Raw genomic sequence first — 20,964 nt, 5'->3', positions numbered from 1 at the left:
CTTCACCGCAGTTTGCGCACGCGTTCGGCAGGACTGATCACATCGGTCAGACGTATGCCGTATTTTTCGTTCACGACGACGACCTCGCCATGCGCGATCAGCGTACCGTTGACCAACACGTCGAGCGGCTCACCTGCCAGTCGATCCAATTCGACCACCGAACCCTGATTCAGCCGGAGCAGATTGCGTATCGGCAAGCGCGTCCTACCGATCTCCATCGAGACGCTCACGGGCACGTCGAGAATCACATCCAGATTCATATCGCCGCTCAACTCGGCTTGCCTGAAGTCTCCTCCGTGGTTATCCGCCACGGCTTCCTCAAGCTGCCCGAAGGCCGCCTTGGCATAGTCATGATCGGATTGTGCGTTGTCCTGCTTCGCACCCTCGCCGGCCTCTTTCTCGCCGCCTTCGGCCTGCGCCTGCTCCGCAAGGGCTTCCGCCCACGGATCTTCCTCGCCTGCCTTTTCCGGTTCGTCGTTGTCTGCGCTCATACCCAGCCCTCTGGATTCAAAAATCCCGTTTCACGTGCTCGAACACCTGCACCGCGTTGTAGCCCCGATGGGTTCCAAAACGTCCTCGCAGTACCGTCAAGCCCTCGCAACGCAAGCTAACGCTCTTTGGCATGTCAAACGGGATGATGTCGCCCGACTTCATGCGCAGCACATCGCGCAAAGTCAGTTCTGTTTCCGCCAGTGTCCCTACCACCTCAACCGGGGCTTCGGCCACTTCGCTGCGCAGAGCGCGCAACCAGCGATCATCAACCTCGGACCGATCACTCTGGATACCCGCGTCGAGCACGTCACGAATGGGTTCGATCATCGAGTACGGCATCGTCACGTGCAGGTCCCCGCCGCCGCCCTCAAGTTCGATGTGGAAGGTCGACACGACGACTACTTCAGTCGGACTTACAATATTCGCGAACTGCGGATTGACCTCTGAGTTGAGGTATTCGAAGTTCAGAGGCATCACCGGTGCCCATGCCTCCTGCATGTCCTTGTAGCAAAGGTCGAGCACCATCTTGACCACACGCATTTCCGTAGGCGTGAAGTCGCGCCCCTCGATCTTGGCGCGGAAACGGCCGTCGCCACCGAAAAAATTGTCGACCACGATGAATACCAACTGTGGATCGAGGACGACCAGCGCCGTACCACGCAACGGCCGAATACGCGTCAGGTTCAAACTGGTGGGCACGAACAGCCCCCGTAGGTATTCCGAAAACTTCAGAATGCGGATGTTCTTGACGCTGATTTCTGGCGCAAACCGCAGCATGTTGAACAAGCTGATGCGGACATGCCGGGCGAAACGCTCGTTGATCATCTCCAGCGTGGGCATCCGCCCGCGGACGATGCGTTCCTGACTGGTCAGGTCATACTCGCGTGCTTGCCCTGGCGCGGCTTCGTCGGGACTCGTATCGACGTCACCGCTATCGACACCGTGCAACAGGGCGTCGATTTCCTCTTGTGAAAGTACGTCGTTGGTCGCCATGGTTGTCGCGCTACTGCATCACGAAATTGGTGAAATAAACCTGTTCGACTGGCTTTGTCTCGCCGTTCGCCTTGAGTACTTCGTTGATGTTTTCGAGCACCTGCTTGCGTAATGCCTCCTTACCGGCCTGAGTGCTGACGACCGCATATTTCTGACCGCTCAACAAACTGATCAAGCGATTGCGCACCGCGGGCATGTTCTGCTTTACCGCATCAATGATCTTGTGACTGCGCGCCATCACATCAATGCCCACTTGCAGGAACCTGACCGGCTGGTCCGGCCCCAGATTGACCACAAGCGCAGGCTCGATAGACAAGTAGATCGCCGGCTTTTTCGGCACAGACTCGGTGGCATGGGCACCTGCCTTCTTATGGGAAAACACCCCAGTCAGATACAACGTCGCGCCAATACCCAGTCCGAGTACCAGTAAAACGACGACCGATATAATGATGATGAGCTTGGTCTTGGACCCGCCCTGGGCAGGTTGTGCCGCCTCAGCCATGTGCTCTGTCTCCAGTGGTTGCGATCGCGATTTCTTAAAGGAAGCTCACCCGCATGATGCAAAGTGCGCATTTCGTCGAAGGTGACCGCCGATTTCGGTGAACGTGACCGCTGCTCTCATTGGTTGCGCACTGGAGTGGTTTTTCTATCCTGAGCGGTCACGATCCGTCAACCGGAGCCTGGATCTTGCGCATGGACTCGCCGGTCAGGTTGAGTCGGTGTGAGCCGTGCAGGAGGCGGTCGAGGATAGCGTCGGCCAGGGTGGCTTCACCGAGGTAGTCGTGCCAGTGTTCGATAGGCAACTGGCTGGCGATCAGGGTGGAGCGTCGGCCGTGGCGATCCTCGATGACTTCCATCAGGTCGTTGCGCTGTGCGGTGTTGAGCTTTTGGATGCCCCAGTCGTCGAGGATCAGCAGGTCGGTTTTGAGGAGCTGGCCCATGAGCCGGACGTAGGAGCCGTCGCCGTGGGCGATGCGCAGCTGCTCGAACAGCGCCGGCAGGCGCAGGTAGCGCACCGACAGGCCGCGCCGGCAGGCCTGATTGCCCAGTGCGCAGGCGAGCCAGGTCTTGCCGCAGCCGGTCGGTCCGGTGAGGCACAGGTTCAGTGCCTGGTGTATCCAGTCGAGGCTGGCCAGTTGGGCCATGCGGGGCTTTTCCAGGCCCCGGCGGTGGTGGTAGTCGATGTCCTCGACGCAGGCCGGCACGCGCAGGCGGGCGGCCTTGAGCAGGCGGGTGAGGCGTCGGTTCTCGCGGTGCAGCACCTCGTGCTCGATGAGCAGGGCGAGGCGCTCGTCGAAGGACAGCGCATGGGTCTGGGGTTGGCCCTGTTGTTGCTCGAGGGCGGCGAGCATGCCGGTGAGGTTGAGGGTGCGCAGCTGTTGGCGGGTCTGTTGATTGAGCATGGCGTGGAGCTCCTCAGTGATAGTAGTTGGCGCCGCGGACATTGGCGTGCAGGGGCAGTGCCTCCTGGGCCGGGCTCTGATCGAGGGGCTGTTGGTCAAGGCCGCGGGCGAGGATCGACTTGACGCTCTGGTAACGGGCCGAGTCGATGGCCAAGGCTCGAGCGCAGGCCGCCTCCAGGCGCGCCGGGCGGTAACGCCGAGCGAGGCTGAGCAGCCCCAGGCAGGCGCGGTAGCCGTGCTCCGGATGAGGCCGGTCGGTCAGCTGGCGGCGTACCACCTCGGCCGTGCTGGGGCCGATCTGGCTCGCCCAGCGCAGGAAGCGCTTGGGTGACCAGTCACGGTGCACCTGATGGGTCTTGGGCATGTGCTCGGTGACGGTGACGTAGCGGCCCGGGCCGTGGTGGCGCGGATGCAGGGCCACGCGCTGACCCCGGTGCAGCACCTCGATCGTGGTGGCGGTGATGCGCAGGTCCAGCACCTGGCCGACCAGGGCATGCGGGACGCTGTAGCAGCGCTTGTCGACCTCGACGTGGTAGTCGATGCCGGGCCGGGCGCGTCGCCACTCGGCGTAGACGTAAGCCTCGCCCGGCAGCGGGCGCAGCGCGGGCCGATCGAGGCTCTCGAACAGGTCGCGACGGCTCTCGGTGCGACCCTGGAAGAGCCGCTCGTTCAGTTCAGGCAACAGCGCGGCGATGGCCCGGTTCAACTCGGCCAGCGAGAAGAAGCGGTGGTGGCGCAGCCGCGCCAGGATCCAGCGCTCGACCACCTGCACCGCCACTTCGACCTTGGCCTTGTCCTTGGGCTTGTAGGGCCGCGCCGGCAGCACGGCGGTGCCGTAGTGCGCCGCCATCTCGGCATAGGTGGCGTTGAGCTGCGGCGCGTAGCGCTCGGCGCGCTGAACCGCCGCCTTGAGGTTGTCCGGCACCAGCAGCGCCGGCACCCCGCCGAAGAAGCCCAGCATGCGCTGGTGGGAGGCGATCCAGTCGGGCAGCGACTGGGTCCAGGTAGCCTCGACATAGGTGTAGCTGGAGGCCCCGAGCACGCCGACAAAGATCTGTGCGGTACGCACCTCGCCGGTGTGACGGTCGACGATGTCGACCGTGGGCCCGCAGTAATCGATGAAGACCTTTTCCCCGGCCTGATGGTGCTGGCGCAGGCTGCGCTTCTGCCGCTCTCGCCACTGCCGGTAATGGTGACAGAACTGGGTATACGCGTACGCGCGCTCGCCGTGCGCGGCGCAGTACTCGGCCCAGAGCAGTTGCAGGGTCACGCCCTTGCGCTTGAGTTCCTGATGGATCTGGAAGCCGTCGGGGACGACGAACCGGCTCGAGGGCGCCTTGGCGGGAAACAGACGTGCCTCCAGGGCGGCCTCGTCCATGTCCGCAGGCAACGGCCAGGTGATGCCTTGAGCCCTGGCCAGGTTGACGTACTTGTTGACCGCGCCCTTGGACAGGCCGCAGGCGCGGCTGATCTGCGCGTGGCTGAGTTGGGCTGCGTATTTGAGGCGCAGCACCTCGATGACATGCTTCATTGGAATCCTCGCTGCCGGCACCGCTGTCTCCTTGAGTGAGCAAAGGAGCGCGGTTGTGCCGGAATAAGTGAAAGAATTCCAGTGGCTTGGATGAGATGACGGAGGAACGTGACCGCCGATTTCGGAAAAAGAGCCGAAATCGGTCACGATCAAACGAAATGGCCGGTCACGTTGATCCGAAACGGGCGGTCACGTTCGAGCGAAATGACCGGTCACGTTGCGCCGAAATACGCAGCAAAGCAAACTTCGAGCCAAAATAAAAAAACAATAAATATCAACAAGTTTAGTTTAAACACAGGAATTCACATCGGGCATGCGCCAATTTTTCGACGGCATGCGCTCTGAAGACGCTGGTAAGTTCCATCCCTGTGTCCGGCAGGACAATAACCAAAAGAAGGGGATGTGGCGATGATGAATTTGCCTGGCCGGGTCAAATCCAATCAGAATCGCATTGCCATCGCAGACACACACAGTCGCCATTTAACGCGACTCATGGCTGCGAGTATCGAAGAGCCGGTGATACCGAAGGCTCAGAAAAGGTGACTACACCACGCCAGTGAAGCCACCTATACGGGAGTTTAAAGTCAGGTCAGGCCACGACCTTGAATTGCGACACCAATGCCTGCAGACCCGCCGACAACCTGGCAAGCTCTTCGCTCGCGGTGGCCGTCTGCTGGGCTCCCGTCAATGTCTGGTCGGTTACTTGGCTGATATTGCTGATGTTGCGATTGATTTCTTCTGCTACCGAAGATTGCTCCTCGGCCGCACTGGCGATCAGTGCATTCATGTCATTGATCTTCGTCACTGACTCGGTGATCGAACTCAGCGAAGCGTCCGCCTCGCGCGCCCTGCCTACGCTCTGAGTCGCACGCTCCCGACCAGCATCCATCGCGTTCACCGCCGCCTTAGCGCCACTCTGTAATTGCTCGATCATGCCGCGGATCTCTTCGGTCGAATCCTGCGTACGCCGAGCCAGCGTACGCACCTCATCAGCCACGACCGCGAAGCCACGTCCTTGCTCGCCTGCACGCGCCGCCTCGATCGCAGCATTCAACGCCAAGAGATTGGTTTGCTCTGAAATCCCGCTTATCACTTCCAGCACGCGACTGATCTGTACGCTGTCACCCTCCAGTTTGTGGATCGCCTGCGCCACACGTTCGACTTCGTTTGCCAGTGTATCGATAGCCTTGACCGCCTCGCCAACTACCTGGCGTCCCTGCCTTGCCTCGCCATCCGCATGCTGCGCCGCTTGTGCCGCATCGCTCGCATTGCGCGCGACCTCCTGTACCGTGGCCGACATCTCTTGCATCGCCGTCGCCACCTGCTCCGTTTCCGACTGCTGGCGGCGTACTTGCTCACTGCTCTCTTCGCTCGTCGCCGAAAGTTCTTCAGCCGCAGCCGCGAGTTGCGACGTAGAGCCGGAGACCTGCATCACCACATGCTGAATGCGCTCTACGAAACGATTGAACGCCGCGCCCAGATGATCCAGCTCATCCCGCCCATGATCCGGCATCCGGCGCGTCAAGTCTCCCTCGCCTTGGGCTATATCGTCCATCACACGGATGGCGCCGTTCATACGGCCGATCATCGTGAAGATGGCCAAGCCCGTCAGACCACCGCCGATCGCAACCGCAAGGACAAGCAAGGCCGTGCTCCAGAACGACGATTCATGCAAGGTCACCTTGACCTTGTCGCGATCCCGCTTCTGAATCTGATCGATCTGAGCGCCCAGCTTGCCAAGCTTGACGCGGATCTGGAACCACTGTGGTTGTGCCTGTTCGGTCAGAATCTTGAGTGCCTGCGAGTTCTGGTCGCTGGTAAGCAGTTGCACCATCTCAAGTCGATCGACTCGATTTTGTTCCCATAATTGACCGACAGCATTGACCTTGTCTCCCAATTCAGGCATGTCCACTGTCATCGCCTTAAGCGTGGCATAGGCATCGTCGAATTTCCGAACGCCGTTCTGTACCACCTGCTTCCAGGGTCCCTTGACTGCATCGCCGAGAATGATTCGGTTGCGCAGTGCAGTTCCCGACAGCAACCCCTGTACAGTCATCACCTGTATTGCACGATTCAAACGCACATCGCGCTGCACGACTAAATTGAATGCATCGCTAAGGCTACGCTGATAGGATAGGGTGACGATCACTGCACCGACAACCAACATCACTGCTATCCCGGCGGAAGCCAGCAGCCGACCCTTGAGCGTGCGTGGTATCACGGTCATCAGTCCCTCCATGAGCTATTTATTTCGCGCATCACCCATAGATACGCTTCTTATAATTCGGTATCCCGATACGGATTCGTATGGCGCCCCATATCGACACAGGGGCACAGTATATCGGTAGCCTATGGAAAAACTTAAATATCCCCACAAACATAATTAATAATAAAAACAAATCACTACTGCGTTATGCCAACCATGTGTAGAGGGATCAGGCATAAGCATCCACTAACCCCATCCCGCTCCAGACAGGAACGGACGACTGCATACCAGCGTCCATTTCTTCGGAAAGCGTGGCAACGTACTCCGCTTGCCCACCACCACTTGTGTACCCCTGCTGCGCCATGCCGCCGCCAGTAGCTCCCTGACCGAATTGCTGCGAGGACAAAGCCTGTTGCTGCACACTCACGCTGATCTGCTGATTTCCCGTTTGCCCGAGCATCTCCCGCAACTGCGGAACTGCCGCGTCGAGTGCGCTCTTAACCATGGCATGGTGAGTCTGGAAGAGTATCTGTGTCTGATCGCCTTGGATCTGGATCGATATCTGCAGCGGACCCAGTTGAGGCGGGTTCAATTGCAGCTGAGCGGCCTGCTGCCCCTGCCCGATCATCCAGCTCACCTGATTGCCCAGTGTCTGCGCAAACGGTGACGATGTGCCTGGCGTAGCGGGTGACAAACCGGGGGTAGCAGAACCTGGGGCGGATGCTGAAACAACCGTCGGCAGCAACGCTGCCATCGGTTGTGCATTGGGGCTGCCGGGCAATGATACGGAAGTCTTGCTGTGACCAGTCGCATCCGTAGCCGCTCCAGTCGCCGCCACATCCTGGGATAACTTGGCTGTCACCTTGTCAGAAAGCCACATAGGCCAAACCGCGTTCGAGGGTTTTGCGCTCGAAGATGCTGCTGCCTGTTTCGCTCCAGTAGATACTCCACCCTCCGTTGAACTCGGCTGTGCATGATGCAAACGACTCGACGAATCTGAAGCCAGCCGGGTGGCAGTGGACAAGGCTACGGCGTTTTCCTTTGGTACGACCTGCGGCAAAACGGGGAGACCAAGCGGCAATGGATTGCCGGATAACGCTGCCGCTTCCTGTTGCTTGGATGCCTTGTCTGAATGATCTTGCCTGCCGCCACCCTGATCGCTGGGCTGGTTTTGTTTCCCATGGGTTGTCGCCTGAGAGGAACGAGTATCGCCGGTTTGTGCGGATTCGGGCTGCTGTCCAGAGTGTGCGGGCGAGGGTTTTGAAGCTGCGGACGCATCTTGAGACGCCTGAGCGGCCTTGCCCGCTGCGGTCTTACTGGCGCTCTGGGATGGCGTATTCGAAAGTCCATTCTGCTGTTGGGCAGCCTGTTGCAGCGCCTGTGCGAAATCGCCACTCGTGGCTGCGGACCCCGAACTCTGAATCGTAGCTGCTGGTTTCGCAGCCACCGATTGTGGCGCAGCCTGAATGTCTATCGCAGAAGCGCTACTCACGCCGATTTACCTGTGATGATGGGTATCATATGCCCACCAATGCAAACCCGATGCCAGCAATCAGCGGTCATGCCGCCCATCGCGATGCCGTATTCCATTGGCAGCAAACTCATCGGTCGCATACTGTTCGCGTCTCGCCGCGTCACGTCTGGATTCCTCTTCATAACGAACCACGACCTGACAGATCGCCTCGTGACGCGCATGCAGGCTTAACCATGTTTCGCGCCCGCTGGCGAAGGCCTTTTCTGCCTCGAGAAGCGCTAGCCGTTGCGCCTCACCAGCATCGGCGAGGCGTTGCATGAAGAGCCGATAATCCATCAAGTCATCACGGCGCATCACGCCTGAATGTAGACGTTCCGCATATTCACGCTCCCACTGCTGCAATTCTCCCAAGCGGTTTTTCGCTAGCTCCACCGCCCGCCTCAATTCTACGAGGCGTACCGCGGCTTCCCGTTCCAGCCGGGCTGCCTGCTGCCGTGCCGGCTTGAGTCGTTCGGAGCGGCGGTTCATGTCAGGCTTTGCGTTGTCATATAGTCATCCACATGCCGCCCCTGATCTGCAGAATCCTCTTCCACAGGCATCTCACCTCTTAGCACGGCTGGAGCACCTTCGACCTGCGGTTCGAAAAATCCATTCAGCTCGGCCAAACTCCGGGCAAAGTCGACGCCCTCGGACATGGACTGTTGCAGAAACTGCTCCATCGCAGGAAAGCGCACCATCGCTTCATCGACTAAAGGATCGCTACCAGGCTGGTAGGCGCCAACATTGATCAGATCCCGATGTGAACTATAGGCGGCACTGAGTTGTTTGAACCGCCGCGCCAGTGCCAGATGCCGAGGTTCGACCACATCGTGCATCACGCGCGAGACTGAAGCCTCTATATCGATCGCAGGGTAACGCCCACGCTCAGCAATTTCGCGGGATAACACGATATGCCCATCCAGGATCGCCCTGGCCGCATCGGCAATAGGGTCGTTAGGATCATCGCCTTCGGTCAAAACCGTATAGAACGCAGTGATCGAACCCTCGCTCCCATGATCGCCTGTACCTGCCCGTTCAACCAGTTGCGGCAATTTTGCGAAAACCGATGGCGTATATCCTTTGGTCGCAGGGGGTTCGCCGATGGCCAGCGCAATTTCCCGCTGCGCCTGAGCGAACCTTGTCAGGGAGTCGATCAGCAGTAAAACCTTTTTCCCACGCGCACGAAAATACTCGGCGATCGCGGTCGCATACCAGGCACCATGCAGACGCATCAAGGGCGGGTCGTCCGCGGGAGAGGCGATGACTACGGCGCGCGCGAGTCCAGCATCGCCCAGGCTCTGCTGCACGAATTCCTTGACCTCCCGTCCACGCTCGCCGATGAGGCCGACCACGGTGACATCGGCCTCGGTGTAACGGGTCATCATTCCCAGCAGAACGCTCTTGCCCACGCCGCTGCCCGCAAAGAGCCCCATCCGCTGCCCGCGTCCGACGCTGATCAAGGCATTGATCGATCGGATGCCTACGTTGAGGGGTTCTTGGATCGGCCTGCGGGCCAGTGGATTGATTGAATGCCCGGTCAGCAGCACGCTGTCAGGCGCGTGAACGGTTCCCTTACCGTCAAGCGGACGGCCGATGCCGTCGAGTACGCGACCGAGGAGTTCCGGCCCGACCGCCACCGTGTGCGCAGTGCCCAGGGGCCTGACTCTGGCATTTGGCGTAAGCCCGCGAATATCGCCGACCGGCATCAGAAATACCCTTTCCCCGGAAAAACCGACGACCTCTGCCTCGACCTGACGCCCTTGCACAGTGAGTATCTCGCAGCGACCGCCCACTGGCACCTCGACGCCAACCGCCTCCAGGGTCAAACCGACCATCCGGGTCAGTCGCCCCTCAGCGGTCAACGGCTCCGCCGCCTCAGCACGCGAACGCGCGCGTGCGAGCCTCTCAGCCCAGGCGGCCCGATGCGCCTCAAGCGGGTTCACGATACCTCCGCATCGGAATCGTTTCGGCTGTCTCCTAGAACCTTGGTGGCAATCTGGCTCAACCGATGCTCAACCGATGCATCCACACGACTGACATCCGAACGCACCCGGCAACCGCCCCGAGTCAACGTAGCATCCTCGATAATGCGCCAGGCATGCTCTCCATCGCCCTGTGGCATGGATTCACGTACCAAGCGCGCGTCCTCGGGATGCAACTCCAATCGAATATCGCTCGCATAGGAAGGCAAGGCCTGCAGCGCCTCGCGCACCACGGCAACGATTTCCCCAGGCGAAACGCTGAGTTCTCGGCGAACCAATTGCCGAGCGATCGCAACCGTCAATGCGACCAGTTCATCCCCGACCCGCTCGCCAACATCGTCAAGAGGACGCGACAAAGCCTGCAGCAAGGCTCCCAGTCTGGTGGATTTTTCAGCAATCTCTGCCTGCCCTGCGGCCAACCCCTCGGTATGTCCCTGGCGAAATCCTTCATCACGAGCAGCCTGTTCAATCTGTTCGAGCTGATCGGCAGTCAACGGTCGTAATGTGAGGTTTTCATCGGCTTCAAGCGGCGGATCGGCGACCGCCTGGATCGCCTCACGAGCAGAGGCGGGGTCCATCGACGGTGCCTGCCAGAGACTCGCCATTTCACCCGGCTTCGCCTGGATGAGCTTAGACATACTCATCTCCGCCCTTGCCACCCAGCGCAATCTCCCCGGAATCCGCCATCCGCCTCGCCACTGCGAGTATTTCCTTCTGCGCGGATTCCACCTCGCTCAGACGCACCGGCCCCTTCGCTTCGAGATCGTCACGCAACATTTCCTCAGCACGCTTCGAGATGTTGCGGAAAATCTTTTCGCGCAGCGGTTCGTCAGCACCCTTCAGCGCGACCACCAGCGTTTCCGATGCCACTTCGCGCAGCAGACCCTGTATGGATCGGTCATCCAGCTCCACCAGATTATCGAACACGAACATCAGTTCCTCGATACGAGACGCCAGGTCCGAGTCCGTCTCGGCAACCAGTTGAATGATGGCGCTTTCGTCAGAGGAATCCATGAAATTGAGAATGTTGGCGGCACTCTTCAGACCACCGACAGCCGAGGATTTGACGCTCGAATTACCGCTGAACTGGCGCTCCAGAACCTCGTCCAGTTCCTTGATTGCGGAGGGCTGCACGACGTCCAGCGTAGCGATGCGCAAAATAACATCGGCGCGCACGCGATCCTGGAGGTGCGCCAGCACTTCAGCCGCCTGATCCGAATCCAGATGGCTCAGCACGATTGCGATGATCTGAGGGTGTTCGAGCCGGACAACTTCGGCGATAGCCCGTGCATCCATCCATTTGAGCTGATCCAGACCACGCGAGCTATGGCCAGTCAGAATGCGGTCCATAATGCCGCCGGCTTTATCTTCACCCAGCGCTTGTACGAGGACATTGCGGATATAGTCGTCGTTACCGATTCCCAAAGCCGTCTGGTCGCCGACGATCTCGATAAAATGGTGTAGCACGTCACTTACCGTGGAGCGCGAAATACCGGTCAATTCGGCCATCGCGCTACCGATTTTCTGTACTTCGCGCGGCCCCATGTGCTTGAGAATTTCCGCTGCCTGGGCCTCTCCCAAAGTCATCAGCAGAATCGCCGCACGCTGGGCGCCGCTGACGGATGCTGCGCTACTCATCACCCAACCAACCCTTGACGACCTGGGCTACCCGCTTAGGGTCAGACTGCGCCAGAGAACGCGCTGCGGCCAATTGCTGGTCATAAGCACCCGAGGCACTCATGCCGCCACCTTCACCCGAGAGCGTCAAGCTATCCTCGCCGATGCCGCCCTCGCCCCCTTCGCCGCCACCTTCGCCGTGCGCCCTCGCACCGCCTGCGGGTGACTCTGGCATATGACTAAGACTGCGCAGTACCGGACGCAACACGCCGAAGATCAGGAATAGAACGGCCAGGCCACCGGCCACCTGTTTGAGGAGATCCCAGAACCAAGCCTGCTGCCAGAATGAAGGGCCGGTGGGTAGCGGCGTGGTCGGCGTGGCCATGAAGGGTGCGTTGATCACGTTGACCGTATCGCCCCGTGCCGCGTTGAACCCCACCGCCTCCTTTACCAAGTTAGTGATGTTGGTCATTTCCTGAGGCGAAAGTGGTGCTGCTACCGATTTCCCGCCCTTTCCTTTCTTTTCCTGATAATTGACTACCACCGCAACAGACAATCGATTGATCACACCAGGGGCTTTGCGGATATGCTGAATCGTGCGGTCAATTTCGTAGTTACGGGTAGCCTTTTGCAGGCTTTCCAGTACCGGTCCCTGATTCACGCTCGTCGCATTCGCGCCCAGCGCCGAATTGGCCGATGAAGTCGCTGGCACACCAGCCGGTGGTGGCTGGTTGGTCAAGGCCCCGGGCACGCCTCCACTGGGTTTCCCACGCTTGATCAGATTCTCGGTCTGCTCGCTGCGAATTACTTTGCTCTTGGGATCATAGGTTTCACTCGTGGTATTAATCAGCGAGTAATTCAAATCCGTCGCGACCTGTGCACGCACGCCGCTCGCACCAACGATGGGTGCCAATATCTCGCGGATACGCTTGGCATAGAGGCGATCCAATCGCTGTGTAAGAGCATACTGTGCACCGCTCAGCGCCGAGCCAGCCGATTCCAGGGCGCCTTGGCCATTATTGGTCAGGAGATCTCCGTGCTGGTTCACCACGGTGACATTCTGTGGTGAAAGCCCCGGTACGCTGGACGCCACGAGATGCACCACACCCGCAACCTGCGCCGGACTGAGTTCGCGCCCCGGGTACATGTTCAGCAACACGGATGCTGAGGGTTTTGCGCTGTTTTCGATGAACACGGATTGCTTGGGTATGGCCAGATGTACACGTGCCCCCTGCACACTGTCGAGTGAAGAAATCGACCGTTCGAGCTCCTCTTCAAGCGCCCGGTCATAACGCACTTTTTCAACGAACTGGCTGGTACCGAAGGCACCCTGATTTTTTTCGAACGTAGCTAGCCCCGTCGCCGTTCCCTTGGGCAACCCCTCGGTCGCCAGCTTGATCCGCGCGCGGTACACCTCGGTCGAAGGCACCATGATCGCCCCGGTGGTCGGGCTGACGTGGTAACTGATGCCTGCCTTGCCGAGCGCCTCCAAAACCTGGGCCGAGTCCTTGTTGGACAAATCGCCGTAAAGCAGGCTGTAATTCGGCTGCTGTGACCAGAGGACAATAGCGACACCCAGCGCGACGCTTGCTGCCAGCCCGGCCATCAGCCCGAACTGACGCAACGCGGGCAAACGCGAGAAGTTGTCGAACTGCGCCCTGAGGGCCTCTGGATTGATCAGTGCCATAGTGCTTCAGCTGCCGCTTAGATCTGCATGTTCATGATTTCCTGGTACGCCGACACCAGCTTGTTGCGGACCTGGGTCATCGCCTCGAAGGAAAGATTGGCCTTCTGCAGGGCGACCATGACTTGGCCCAGGTCAGCCGTCGAAGTGCCCTGCTCAAAACTCGTCGCGAGCTTACCCGCGTGTTGCTGCGCTTCATTGACCTGATTGATCGAATCCGCCAGCAACTTGCCGAAATCGACCTGGCCAGGTTGTGCCGCCGGCGGCGAGCTCTTGCCATCAGCGATGGCGGCCATCGCTCGCATCTGCGCCAGCACCTGATTGATTTCCGTACCGCTCATCTTTATGACCCCGTCATCTCCGGATCTTCAATCTAATCCTGACAAGCAATATTGACGCCATCTCGTCAGCATGGGATCGCAACCCCGGCGTCCCTGAGCTTGGCCAGTTTGTAACGCAGGGTACGCGGGCTGATACCCAGGCGTGCGGCCACTTCCTTGCGATTGCCGTTTACGGCGCGCAGGGTTTCCAGTATCAATTCGCCTTCACGCCGCCTGAGATCGGCATCCAGCACTCCGCCCGTGTCCTGAACTTCGGGCTCTTCTGGCAGCATCAGCGCTGGGCCTTCTACGGTTTCAAAGTGGAGATCGCCCTGGTCGATACATTTCCCGTCGCTGAGAATCAGTGCTCGCTGCATTACGTTGTCCAACTCGCGTACATTGCCGGGCCACCCATGCGTCAGCAAACGCTGCTCCGCCGCGGCAGTCAACAGGATCTGATTGGCGCCATGACGCGACAGCAAGCACCTCGCCAACGGCAGAATGTCGCGCGGCCGCTCACGCAGCGATGGCAGATGCAGCGGGAATACATTCAGGCGATAAAATAAATCTTCGCGGAAACGCCCCGCAGCCACCTCTTCGCGCAGATTACGGTTCGAAGTAGCCAGGACCCGGACATCCAAGGCGATCGGACGATGTCCACCCAGTCGCTCCACCTCGCGTTCCTGTAACACACGCAATAGTTTGGACTGCAAACCAAGATCCATTTCCGAGATCTCGTCGAGCAACAACGTACCGCCATTGGCCTGTTCGAACTTGCCGGCGCGCGCCTCATGAGCACCGGTGTATGCACCCTTTTCGTAGCCGAACAGCATCGCCTCCAACATGTTCTCTGGAATCGCAGCGCAGTTGATCGCCACGAAAGGGCCCTCGGCCCGCTTGGACATGCGATGGATTTCGCGCGCAAAAACCTCTTTGCCGCTGCCAGATGGCCCGGTGATCATCACAGTGGCATCGGTCCCAGCAACCCGTCCGGCCAGCGCGAGCAATTCGCGTGTCCGCATGTCCTCGGCGACAGGGGCCGCATCATCGAACTCAGCTGGAGGCAGCAGCCGACTGACCATTTCCACCAGAACCGAGGCCTCGAAGGGTTTCACCAGATAATCAGCAGCCCCGTCGCGCATGGCGTCCACAGCACGCTGGATGGTCCCGTAGGCCGTCATCAACACGACCGGTATATCCGGCCGCTGCAGTCTTACCCGCTTGAGCAGAGCGTGTCCGTCGAGACCGCTCATCTGCACATCGCTGACGACGATGCCGATGGGCTCCGATGAGAGACAGCTCAGTGCTTCACGGCCATCGCTTGCGGCAGTGACCTCGAACCCGGCCAGCAATAGCGTATCCACGATCGCCTCACGCAGATTCGTGTCATCCTCGACCACCAGTATCTTGAGGTGTCGGCTCATAGTGTCAGGCTCCCCTGTCAGGACCGGCCGATGCACAATCGACCAAAGGCAAATGCAATGTAAACACACCGCCGGGACCCCCGGTGCGATCCAACGTCACCTCTCCGCCGTGGCTGTGCATGACCGCTCGCACCACGGCAAGCCCCAGCCCCGTTCCCTGATGATGTGTCGTATAAAAGGGTTCGAAGATTCGCTCGGCAATCTCCGAGGGTACGCCAGGACCGTTATCGGTCAAGGTCAGCGCGACGTGCGTGGCGTCAGGCAGACGGACGGTCAAGTGGAGATGTACGCCGGGTGGCGCCGCTTGCAGCGCGTTCGAAGCCAGATTGAGCAGCGCCCCAACCAGGGTTTCGCGCTGCCCAAGGCAACACAGAGCCGATACATCGTCCGCCCAGGTGATTTCCATGCATGCGGAACGCTCGGCAAGCGGGAGCCTGATCATCTCCTCGAAATCGCCGACAATCGTAGCGAATGTCAATGGCGTCAGATTGTTGGCGCCACCGCGCGCGAACTGAAGCATGTCATTGACCATGCGTTCCAGATACTGAACCTGATTGCGTATCTTCCCAAGCACGCGTTGTCGCTGCTCCTCGTCGATCCTGCGCGCTTCCAGATGAGACAGGTACAGCAGCACGGATGACAACGGCGTCCTGATCTGATGAGCCAGCCCAGCGGCCATCTCGCCCATGGCGGCCAGACGGCGGTGCTGATCTAATTGTTCCTGCAGGACACGCGTGTGAGTAACGTCCTGTAGCAGCAACACGTCGCCGGGCTCCGATTCAAGTGCGCGTATCGACACATTAAGACGTCGCCCATCCGTTAGACGGACTTCGCCGGCCCCTGCGCCACCGGAAACGAAGCGCTCAGCGACTGATTCCCAGGGTTCGCCCACGAGCGGCTCGCCAAGAAATTCGTAGGCAGCAGGGTTCGCCTCGCGCACGATACCTCCTTCACCGGTCACGATGACCGCACCTGGCAGAAGTTCCAACAGCCGGCCCAGGCGATTGGCGAGACGCTCCTTTTCCGCTAACTGTTCCAAACGCTCGGAACGGGCGGCAGCCAGTTCTCGGCTTAATTGCTCGACCCGCTGCTCCAGCCCCCGATACGAATGCGCAAGATCTTCGGAGAGCCGATTGAAGGTATCAAAGGCCTCCGCAAGCAGGCGCTCACGTTCCGAGATTTCGGTTGCAGAAACGACGTGATCTACCGGATTACTTATTGCCTGGTCTTTCGGGCTCATACCCAGGCCTCAGCAGTTTTCGTACCAAATACGTCTTTTTATTTAAGATCAGTTAGTTAAAGAAATCCAGACAAGACGCCCGTCAACTTTCTGTCGCGTCTTCCTGACGCTGGATTCCGTACTTACGCATTTTTTCTACCAGCGTGGTCCGACGCATGCGCAATGCATGTGCAGCATGCGCAACTACGCCCCCAGCATCCTCCAACGCCTTACGAATGAAGGACATCTCCAACTGCCCGAGATATTCACGCAAATCAACGCCATCCTCGGGCAACCCGATCTCAGGTGAGGCCGTCAGGGTGATTTGTTCATCGCTCTGGCCAAGGTCGACTTCAGCCAGTTCCAACATCTTCGTGGGTAAATCCATAACCTCGACCGTACCGTCCGGCACCAGGATCGAAAGTCGCTCTATCATATTGGCAAGTTCGCGGACATTGCCCGGCCAATGGTAAAGATTCAACGCTTTCAGTGCGCCGGGTGAAAGGCGTATCCGCTCTCGTCCGTCCCTTTCCAGACGGGCAGCGAAATGCTCGGCCAGCAACGGAATATCCTCTTTTCTATGACGAAGCGGAGCAACCTCCACCGGGAATACGTTTAGACGGTAGAAAAGATCCTCGCGGAACCGTCCCTCGCTGATCGATGCCTCCAGATCTCGATGGGTGGCGGCGATCACCCGCACGTCGGTATTCATGCTCCTGTTACTGCCCACACGCTCGAAGGTGCGTTCCTGCAGCACACGTAACAATTTGACCTGCATCGGCAACGGCATATCGCCGATCTCATCCAGGAACAACGTTCCCCCCTGGGCCAGTTCGAAACGCCCCTGCCTAGCCGTCAGGGCGCCGGTAAATGCGCCTTTTTCATGTCCGAACAATTCGCTTTCGAGCAATTCGGCCGGGATGGCGCCGCAATTGACCGCTACGAAAGGTCGGTCTCTGCGCGGAGAGCAGTAATGAATCGCCGAAGCGACCACCTCTTTGCCCGTACCGGTTTCGCCCTGCACCAGCACCGTTGTATCCGTTTCGGCTACGCGCGCAATCAAACGACGCAGACGCAGCATGGATTGGCTGCGCCCAATCAACATGCGATCGAGGATAGGAGGCATGATGCCCGTCGTACTTTCGCGTGATGCGCTCGAATAGGCTCGCGCTCGCTCAAGCGCCAGAATCGTCTGACTCGCATCGAGTGGCCAAGCTAATCGAGTGCCGGTAAACCCTTCGGGTTCCTCGCCCACCACCACTAAAGGGGGAGCGGCTGGGTTGTCAGCGTGCCAAAGCAGCACCTCACGCATGCCCGTCGGGTCGCCGAGCGTGCAGACCATCAAGGCAACCGCCTCTCCCAGAGGCGCGGAGGCATCGAAGTTCACAGGGTCGAACCCGAGGAATTCAACAATGGCGCGGAGCTGATCTGCCTCTGCGCCTGCATGGGAAGCCACCCAAACCACAGGCGTAGGTGTATCTGCGCTGTCCAAATGGCCGAACGATGATTTCGACATAACCCTGGGGTTCTTATCGTTTTTTATGGGAATACCGGTTTATCCGGTTTGAGTGTCGTCTGTTGACGACACTTGCAAGCATGATTGATAAGCCGCCAAATGTCAAAAAACCAACACTACTGCCCTCAACGGGGTCTTAGTCTTTCTTATCAACCCATTCTTTGACTTGCAATCAGGCGACGATGATGCCTGAAAATCAATTTGCTCAGTCCATCACGCACATCATCTGCCATGGCACGGAAATGCGCCGCGATCTTGACGCCTTGCCCCTCAGGCACAGAAGTGATCACTTCAGCCCAACAACGTAAGGGCCTGGGATAGCTGGTTTTGAGGTAGACATCCATGCGTACCAAGTCCCCGACTTGGGGAGCTTGTTCGGCATGCGCCACCCAACTCAAGCCCTGCTCCGACAGAATGCAGGGCACAGCCTTTGGAAATGACAATTGTCGGCGTAGCAGCTCGCCGACCAAGTCGAGCACGAGATTGATCTTGGTATCCAGACGACCAATCGCCTGGATCACCTCCGGTTCGGTACCCTTAACCTCGGCAGCGCGCTCATCGAGGACCCCGAACATCGCCAACAATGAATTGTTAGCCTCGTTGACCTGAGCCTCGATCTCGGCACTGGGCATAGCGCTCACACGCTTCCACGCCAACGGCAAAGCCGCGCGGTAGACGATGCCCTCATCGGGCGATGTAGTCGGTTCTTCCATAAGCTTAAGAATAGCCTACTTCCATGGTCAGGCCGAGAGGAAACGATCTAACCGACGGCACTCTGACTGTAGGCGTTGGCGGCGCGCCTGACGAGCGCCTTATGCTCCAGAGCATGAAGGGTACGGGTACGATGACCTTCGATCAATTCGATCAGGGATTTATTGAGACTGAGCATTTCCTGCAAGGCAATGCGCACGGCCTCGACCTCACGTCCCGAAACGGGACTCGCAAGCAGGCTTTCGAGCTTGCTACGCAGTTCCGCCTCGGCACGCAACAGACTCGGCCAATCAGGGCGCGCGACCTGGGCTTCCTGCAGCAACATGCGCCCTTCAGCCAGAAGTTGCACCAGAGCCGTCACCCGGGGTTCGCTGCCGACGATATCGCCCGGAAGCGCGGGTGCCGCTTTTTTGCTCTCATTCATGCAGGCACACGTCCATTGCTTTCGGGAGCAATCGCTTCCCATCCAGTCTTGATTTCGGCCAGCAAAGCAGACACTTCATCGAGTAGACGGGCATCGTTGTGCGTATTGGCCTCGATCAGCCGACGCGACATATAGTCGTAGAGCGTCTCAAGATTGTGCGCCAGATCGCCGCCTTGTTCGTGGTCGAGATAAACTCGCAGGCCATCGATGATGCGGATACTGTCAACAATAAACTGAGCTTTTGCCCCCATATCGCCGCGAGCCAGCGCACCCTTCGCCCTGGTAATATTATCCAAGCCGCCCTGCATGAGCAGTCGAATCAGCGTATGCGGATTGGCGTCTGCCACAAGACCCTCGAGACCTACTTGCTGGTACTGCCGCATTGCCCGGTTCATTTGCTTGCTCATCCTATGGTGAATAGATGCGCTCGTTGAAAAATCCGCCCAGCATTACTTGTTGTTAAATCAGCCACCACTGGAACTGCTGGAGGAAGAGCTGCTGGCAGACGGCAGGCTGCCCAATTGCGCGCTCAGATAGCTACTCGTGTTCTTGAGATTGGCCACGATGGTATCCATCGCCGTGTATTCCTGCATCAGTGATGCCTGTTCCTGCTGCATCTGTGTACTGAGCTGATTGAACTGAGTCTGGATGTTGGTCAGCTGCTGGTTGATCGTGTTGGTACGCGCCGTAATGATGCCGTTCGCGCCGGTCATGCTGTTGACCGTCGTACCTAGCTGATTACCGATGGTCTGCAGCGCGCTGACCACGCCGGTATAGTTGCTGGTCAGCGCGCTATTGAGCGTCGAAGTGTTCAGGCTCAAGGTACCATTGGCGTTGGCAGTAATCCCGAGCGCCATCAAGTTCTGATAATTGGCAGGCGCACCGCTGATGTTCTGCACCACGCCGTTCTGAAACAGGTTTACCAGATTGCGGACCGTTGGGTCGCCCAACAGAATGCCTGCGGTCTTCGTTTTCGAATCGTAGCTCGCATACTTGCTGACATCCTGCGCGAAGCCGTTGTAGGCGTTCACGAACGACTGCACAGCCTGGGTGGCCGCCGATGTATTTGGGCCAACCGTCACAGCCACTGGGGCGCCGTTAGTCAATCCTGCCAGCGTCAGACTCACACCCGATACTGCATTCGTGACGGTATTGGTCTGCGAAGTCGCGGCGATGCCATTGATGCTGAACTGTGCATCCTGCGCGGCCACCGTCTGACTCAGAGCCGTCGTGCTGTTGCTACCCGTGTAGGTGAATGCGTTGAGCGATGAGCTGCTGCTCGTGATGTTCAACTCGTTACTCGACCCCGTAGCCGAGGTGAGCGCCAGCTGATACCCGCTGCCGTTGTTGACGACGGTCGCCGAAACGCCGAAGTTGGCCTGATTAATCGCCGTCGCCAAACCCTGCAAGGTATTGTTTGAGCTGTCGATGGTGATACTGGTTGGGTTGGTCCCACTGTTCGCGGTAAATGTTGGCGGCGTAGTGGACGAGTTATAGCTGCCGAACTGGAAGGTCAGCGTACCCGTACCGATCGTCGAGGTCGGCGAACTGTACGTGGTGCTGGCCAAACTCTGTGCCTGCGCCAATGCCGTCACGCTGACATTGTACGAGCCGGGCGTTGCCGTGCCGTCGGAGGAAACGCCAACCAAAGCGGGATTGGTGGAAGACGCGTTGTAGCTGGGCGTGAGGCTGCTTAGCGTACTGAGCGCGCTACCAATCGAAGAAACGTCGCTGTTGATCGTGCCGAATGCGGAAAGCTGCGCATTCAGCCCGTTCTGCTGGTTCGTTAGCTGAGTTTGCTGAGGGCCAAAATCCGCCTGCAACAGCTGGCTGACGATGGAATTAATATTGAGCCCCGAGCCGACGCCCGGTGAACTAATGGTTCCTGTCGAAAGACTCGAAGACATACCACGAACCCCATTCGCTACA

Annotated in this window: 21 protein-coding genes; 1 reads left to right on the top strand and 20 read right to left on the bottom strand. The window is 59.0% G+C overall.

Annotated features, from left to right (window positions below; genetic code table 11):
* Positions 1–2 precede the first annotated feature (2 nt).
* The 5 genes from fliN to istA all read right to left on the bottom strand — a co-directional run bounded on the left by fliN (position 3) and on the right by istA (position 4,419).
* The gene (gene fliN / locus BJI67_RS05775; RefSeq protein ID WP_070072228.1) at positions 3–491 is read right to left on the bottom strand and encodes a flagellar motor switch protein FliN; all 489 of its coding nucleotides are present in this window, start codon (positions 489–491) and stop codon (positions 3–5) included.
* Positions 492–507: 16 nt separating this feature from the next.
* Positions 508–1,485: a flagellar motor switch protein FliM gene (gene fliM / locus BJI67_RS05770; protein WP_070072227.1), complete on the bottom strand. Its 978-nt coding sequence runs from the start codon at positions 1,483–1,485 to the stop codon at positions 508–510.
* A gap of 10 nt (positions 1,486–1,495) precedes the next feature.
* Positions 1,496–1,987: a flagellar basal body-associated FliL family protein gene (locus tag BJI67_RS05765; protein WP_070072226.1), complete on the bottom strand. Its 492-nt coding sequence runs from the start codon at positions 1,985–1,987 to the stop codon at positions 1,496–1,498.
* Between the two features lie 157 nt (positions 1,988–2,144).
* The gene (gene istB, locus BJI67_RS05760; RefSeq protein ID WP_070071329.1) at positions 2,145–2,888 is read right to left on the bottom strand and encodes an IS21-like element helper ATPase IstB; all 744 of its coding nucleotides are present in this window, start codon (positions 2,886–2,888) and stop codon (positions 2,145–2,147) included.
* Between the two features lie 13 nt (positions 2,889–2,901).
* The gene (gene istA / locus BJI67_RS05755; protein WP_070071328.1) at positions 2,902–4,419 is read right to left on the bottom strand and encodes an IS21 family transposase; all 1,518 of its coding nucleotides are present in this window, start codon (positions 4,417–4,419) and stop codon (positions 2,902–2,904) included.
* A gap of 108 nt (positions 4,420–4,527) precedes the next feature.
* Between istA and BJI67_RS17305 the strand changes: the two genes are divergently transcribed.
* Positions 4,528–4,764 (top strand): hypothetical protein, encoded by a 237-nt coding sequence (locus tag BJI67_RS17305; protein WP_156782040.1) that lies wholly within the window; start codon positions 4,528–4,530, stop codon positions 4,762–4,764.
* A 244-nt stretch (positions 4,765–5,008) separates the two neighbouring features.
* On the opposite strand, the gene BJI67_RS05750 is transcribed toward BJI67_RS17305, so the two are convergent.
* The 15 genes from BJI67_RS05750 to fliD all read right to left on the bottom strand — a co-directional run bounded on the left by BJI67_RS05750 (position 5,009) and on the right by fliD (position 20,942).
* Positions 5,009–6,646 (bottom strand): methyl-accepting chemotaxis protein, encoded by a 1,638-nt coding sequence (locus BJI67_RS05750; RefSeq protein ID WP_070073986.1) that lies wholly within the window; start codon positions 6,644–6,646, stop codon positions 5,009–5,011.
* Positions 6,647–6,854: 208 nt separating this feature from the next.
* Positions 6,855–8,117 carry a flagellar hook-length control protein FliK gene (locus tag BJI67_RS17300; protein ID WP_156782039.1) on the bottom strand — a complete coding sequence of 421 codons (1,263 nt, stop codon included), beginning with the start codon at positions 8,115–8,117 and terminating at the stop codon, positions 6,855–6,857.
* 60 nt (positions 8,118–8,177) lie between these two features.
* Positions 8,178–8,627 carry a flagellar export protein FliJ gene (locus BJI67_RS05740; RefSeq protein WP_070072224.1) on the bottom strand — a complete coding sequence of 150 codons (450 nt, stop codon included), beginning with the start codon at positions 8,625–8,627 and terminating at the stop codon, positions 8,178–8,180.
* A complete protein-coding gene (fliI, locus tag BJI67_RS05735) occupies positions 8,624–10,084 on the bottom strand; it encodes a flagellar protein export ATPase FliI (protein ID WP_083250668.1) in 1,461 nt (486 codons plus the stop codon). Before fliI ends, BJI67_RS05740 begins: the two co-directional genes overlap by 4 nt.
* The gene (locus BJI67_RS05730) at positions 10,078–10,758 is read right to left on the bottom strand and encodes a flagellar assembly protein FliH (RefSeq protein WP_197513328.1); all 681 of its coding nucleotides are present in this window, start codon (positions 10,756–10,758) and stop codon (positions 10,078–10,080) included. The genes fliI and BJI67_RS05730 overlap by 7 nt, the downstream gene beginning before the upstream one ends.
* Positions 10,751–11,758, bottom strand: a complete 1,008-nt coding sequence (fliG, locus tag BJI67_RS05725) for a flagellar motor switch protein FliG (protein WP_070072222.1) — start codon at positions 11,756–11,758, stop codon at positions 10,751–10,753. Before fliG ends, BJI67_RS05730 begins: the two co-directional genes overlap by 8 nt.
* Positions 11,751–13,424, bottom strand: a complete 1,674-nt coding sequence (fliF, locus tag BJI67_RS05720; protein ID WP_083250667.1) for a flagellar basal-body MS-ring/collar protein FliF — start codon at positions 13,422–13,424, stop codon at positions 11,751–11,753. Before fliF ends, fliG begins: the two co-directional genes overlap by 8 nt.
* A gap of 17 nt (positions 13,425–13,441) precedes the next feature.
* A complete protein-coding gene (gene fliE, locus BJI67_RS05715) occupies positions 13,442–13,762 on the bottom strand; it encodes a flagellar hook-basal body complex protein FliE (RefSeq protein ID WP_070072221.1) in 321 nt (106 codons plus the stop codon).
* Between the two features lie 65 nt (positions 13,763–13,827).
* On the bottom strand, positions 13,828–15,165 hold the full coding sequence (locus tag BJI67_RS05710; protein WP_070072220.1) for a sigma-54-dependent transcriptional regulator: 1,338 nt from the start codon (positions 15,163–15,165) through the stop codon (positions 13,828–13,830).
* 4 nt (positions 15,166–15,169) lie between these two features.
* The gene (locus tag BJI67_RS05705; protein WP_070072219.1) at positions 15,170–16,405 is read right to left on the bottom strand and encodes a sensor histidine kinase; all 1,236 of its coding nucleotides are present in this window, start codon (positions 16,403–16,405) and stop codon (positions 15,170–15,172) included.
* An 82-nt stretch (positions 16,406–16,487) separates the two neighbouring features.
* A complete protein-coding gene (locus tag BJI67_RS05700; protein WP_070072218.1) occupies positions 16,488–17,900 on the bottom strand; it encodes a sigma-54 interaction domain-containing protein in 1,413 nt (470 codons plus the stop codon).
* A 149-nt stretch (positions 17,901–18,049) separates the two neighbouring features.
* Entirely contained in the window at positions 18,050–18,613 is a 564-nt protein-coding gene (locus tag BJI67_RS05695) for a PilZ domain-containing protein (protein WP_070072217.1), read from the bottom strand.
* A 47-nt stretch (positions 18,614–18,660) separates the two neighbouring features.
* Positions 18,661–19,035 carry a hypothetical protein gene (locus BJI67_RS05690; RefSeq protein WP_070072216.1) on the bottom strand — a complete coding sequence of 125 codons (375 nt, stop codon included), beginning with the start codon at positions 19,033–19,035 and terminating at the stop codon, positions 18,661–18,663.
* Positions 19,032–19,442: a flagellar export chaperone FliS gene (gene fliS, locus BJI67_RS05685; RefSeq protein WP_197513327.1), complete on the bottom strand. Its 411-nt coding sequence runs from the start codon at positions 19,440–19,442 to the stop codon at positions 19,032–19,034. Before fliS ends, BJI67_RS05690 begins: the two co-directional genes overlap by 4 nt.
* Before the next feature lie 57 nt (positions 19,443–19,499).
* Positions 19,500–20,942, bottom strand: a complete 1,443-nt coding sequence (gene fliD / locus BJI67_RS05680) for a flagellar filament capping protein FliD (RefSeq protein WP_083250666.1) — start codon at positions 20,940–20,942, stop codon at positions 19,500–19,502.
* Between the last annotated feature and the right edge of the window lie 22 nt (positions 20,943–20,964).

This window comes from Acidihalobacter aeolianus, assembly GCF_001753165.1.
GTDB lineage: Bacteria > Pseudomonadota > Gammaproteobacteria > DSM-5130 > Acidihalobacteraceae > Acidihalobacter > Acidihalobacter aeolianus.
This window is presented reverse-complemented; position numbering and strand designations above follow the sequence as displayed.

Excerpts from the sequence above, each read along its gene's own strand:
- BJI67_RS05730 (WP_197513328.1), bottom strand. The coding sequence starts at position 10,758 with ATGTCTAAGCTCATCCAGGCGAAGCCGGGTGAAATGGCGAGTCTCTGG.
- BJI67_RS05765 (WP_070072226.1), bottom strand. The coding sequence starts at position 1,987 with ATGGCTGAGGCGGCACAACCTGCCCAGGGCGGGTCCAAGACCAAGCTC.
- istB (WP_070071329.1), bottom strand. The coding sequence starts at position 2,888 with ATGCTCAATCAACAGACCCGCCAACAGCTGCGCACCCTCAACCTCACC.
- fliF (WP_083250667.1), bottom strand. The coding sequence starts at position 13,424 with ATGGCACTGATCAATCCAGAGGCCCTCAGGGCGCAGTTCGACAACTTC.
- istA (WP_070071328.1), bottom strand. The coding sequence starts at position 4,419 with ATGAAGCATGTCATCGAGGTGCTGCGCCTCAAATACGCAGCCCAACTC.
- fliM (WP_070072227.1), bottom strand. The coding sequence starts at position 1,485 with ATGGCGACCAACGACGTACTTTCACAAGAGGAAATCGACGCCCTGTTG.
- fliN (WP_070072228.1), bottom strand. The coding sequence starts at position 491 with ATGAGCGCAGACAACGACGAACCGGAAAAGGCAGGCGAGGAAGATCCG.
- BJI67_RS05710 (WP_070072220.1), bottom strand. The coding sequence starts at position 15,165 with ATGAGCCGACACCTCAAGATACTGGTGGTCGAGGATGACACGAATCTG.
- BJI67_RS05750 (WP_070073986.1), bottom strand. The coding sequence starts at position 6,646 with ATGACCGTGATACCACGCACGCTCAAGGGTCGGCTGCTGGCTTCCGCC.
- BJI67_RS05695 (WP_070072217.1), bottom strand. The coding sequence starts at position 18,613 with ATGGAAGAACCGACTACATCGCCCGATGAGGGCATCGTCTACCGCGCG.
- fliD (WP_083250666.1), bottom strand. The coding sequence starts at position 20,942 with ATGTCTTCGAGTCTTTCGACAGGAACCATTAGTTCACCGGGCGTCGGC.
- BJI67_RS05740 (WP_070072224.1), bottom strand. The coding sequence starts at position 8,627 with ATGAACCGCCGCTCCGAACGACTCAAGCCGGCACGGCAGCAGGCAGCC.
- BJI67_RS05700 (WP_070072218.1), bottom strand. The coding sequence starts at position 17,900 with ATGTCGAAATCATCGTTCGGCCATTTGGACAGCGCAGATACACCTACG.
- fliE (WP_070072221.1), bottom strand. The coding sequence starts at position 13,762 with ATGAGCGGTACGGAAATCAATCAGGTGCTGGCGCAGATGCGAGCGATG.
- BJI67_RS05705 (WP_070072219.1), bottom strand. The coding sequence starts at position 16,405 with ATGAGCCCGAAAGACCAGGCAATAAGTAATCCGGTAGATCACGTCGTT.
- fliG (WP_070072222.1), bottom strand. The coding sequence starts at position 11,758 with ATGAGTAGCGCAGCATCCGTCAGCGGCGCCCAGCGTGCGGCGATTCTG.
- BJI67_RS05690 (WP_070072216.1), bottom strand. The coding sequence starts at position 19,035 with ATGAATGAGAGCAAAAAAGCGGCACCCGCGCTTCCGGGCGATATCGTC.
- fliS (WP_197513327.1), bottom strand. The coding sequence starts at position 19,442 with ATGAGCAAGCAAATGAACCGGGCAATGCGGCAGTACCAGCAAGTAGGT.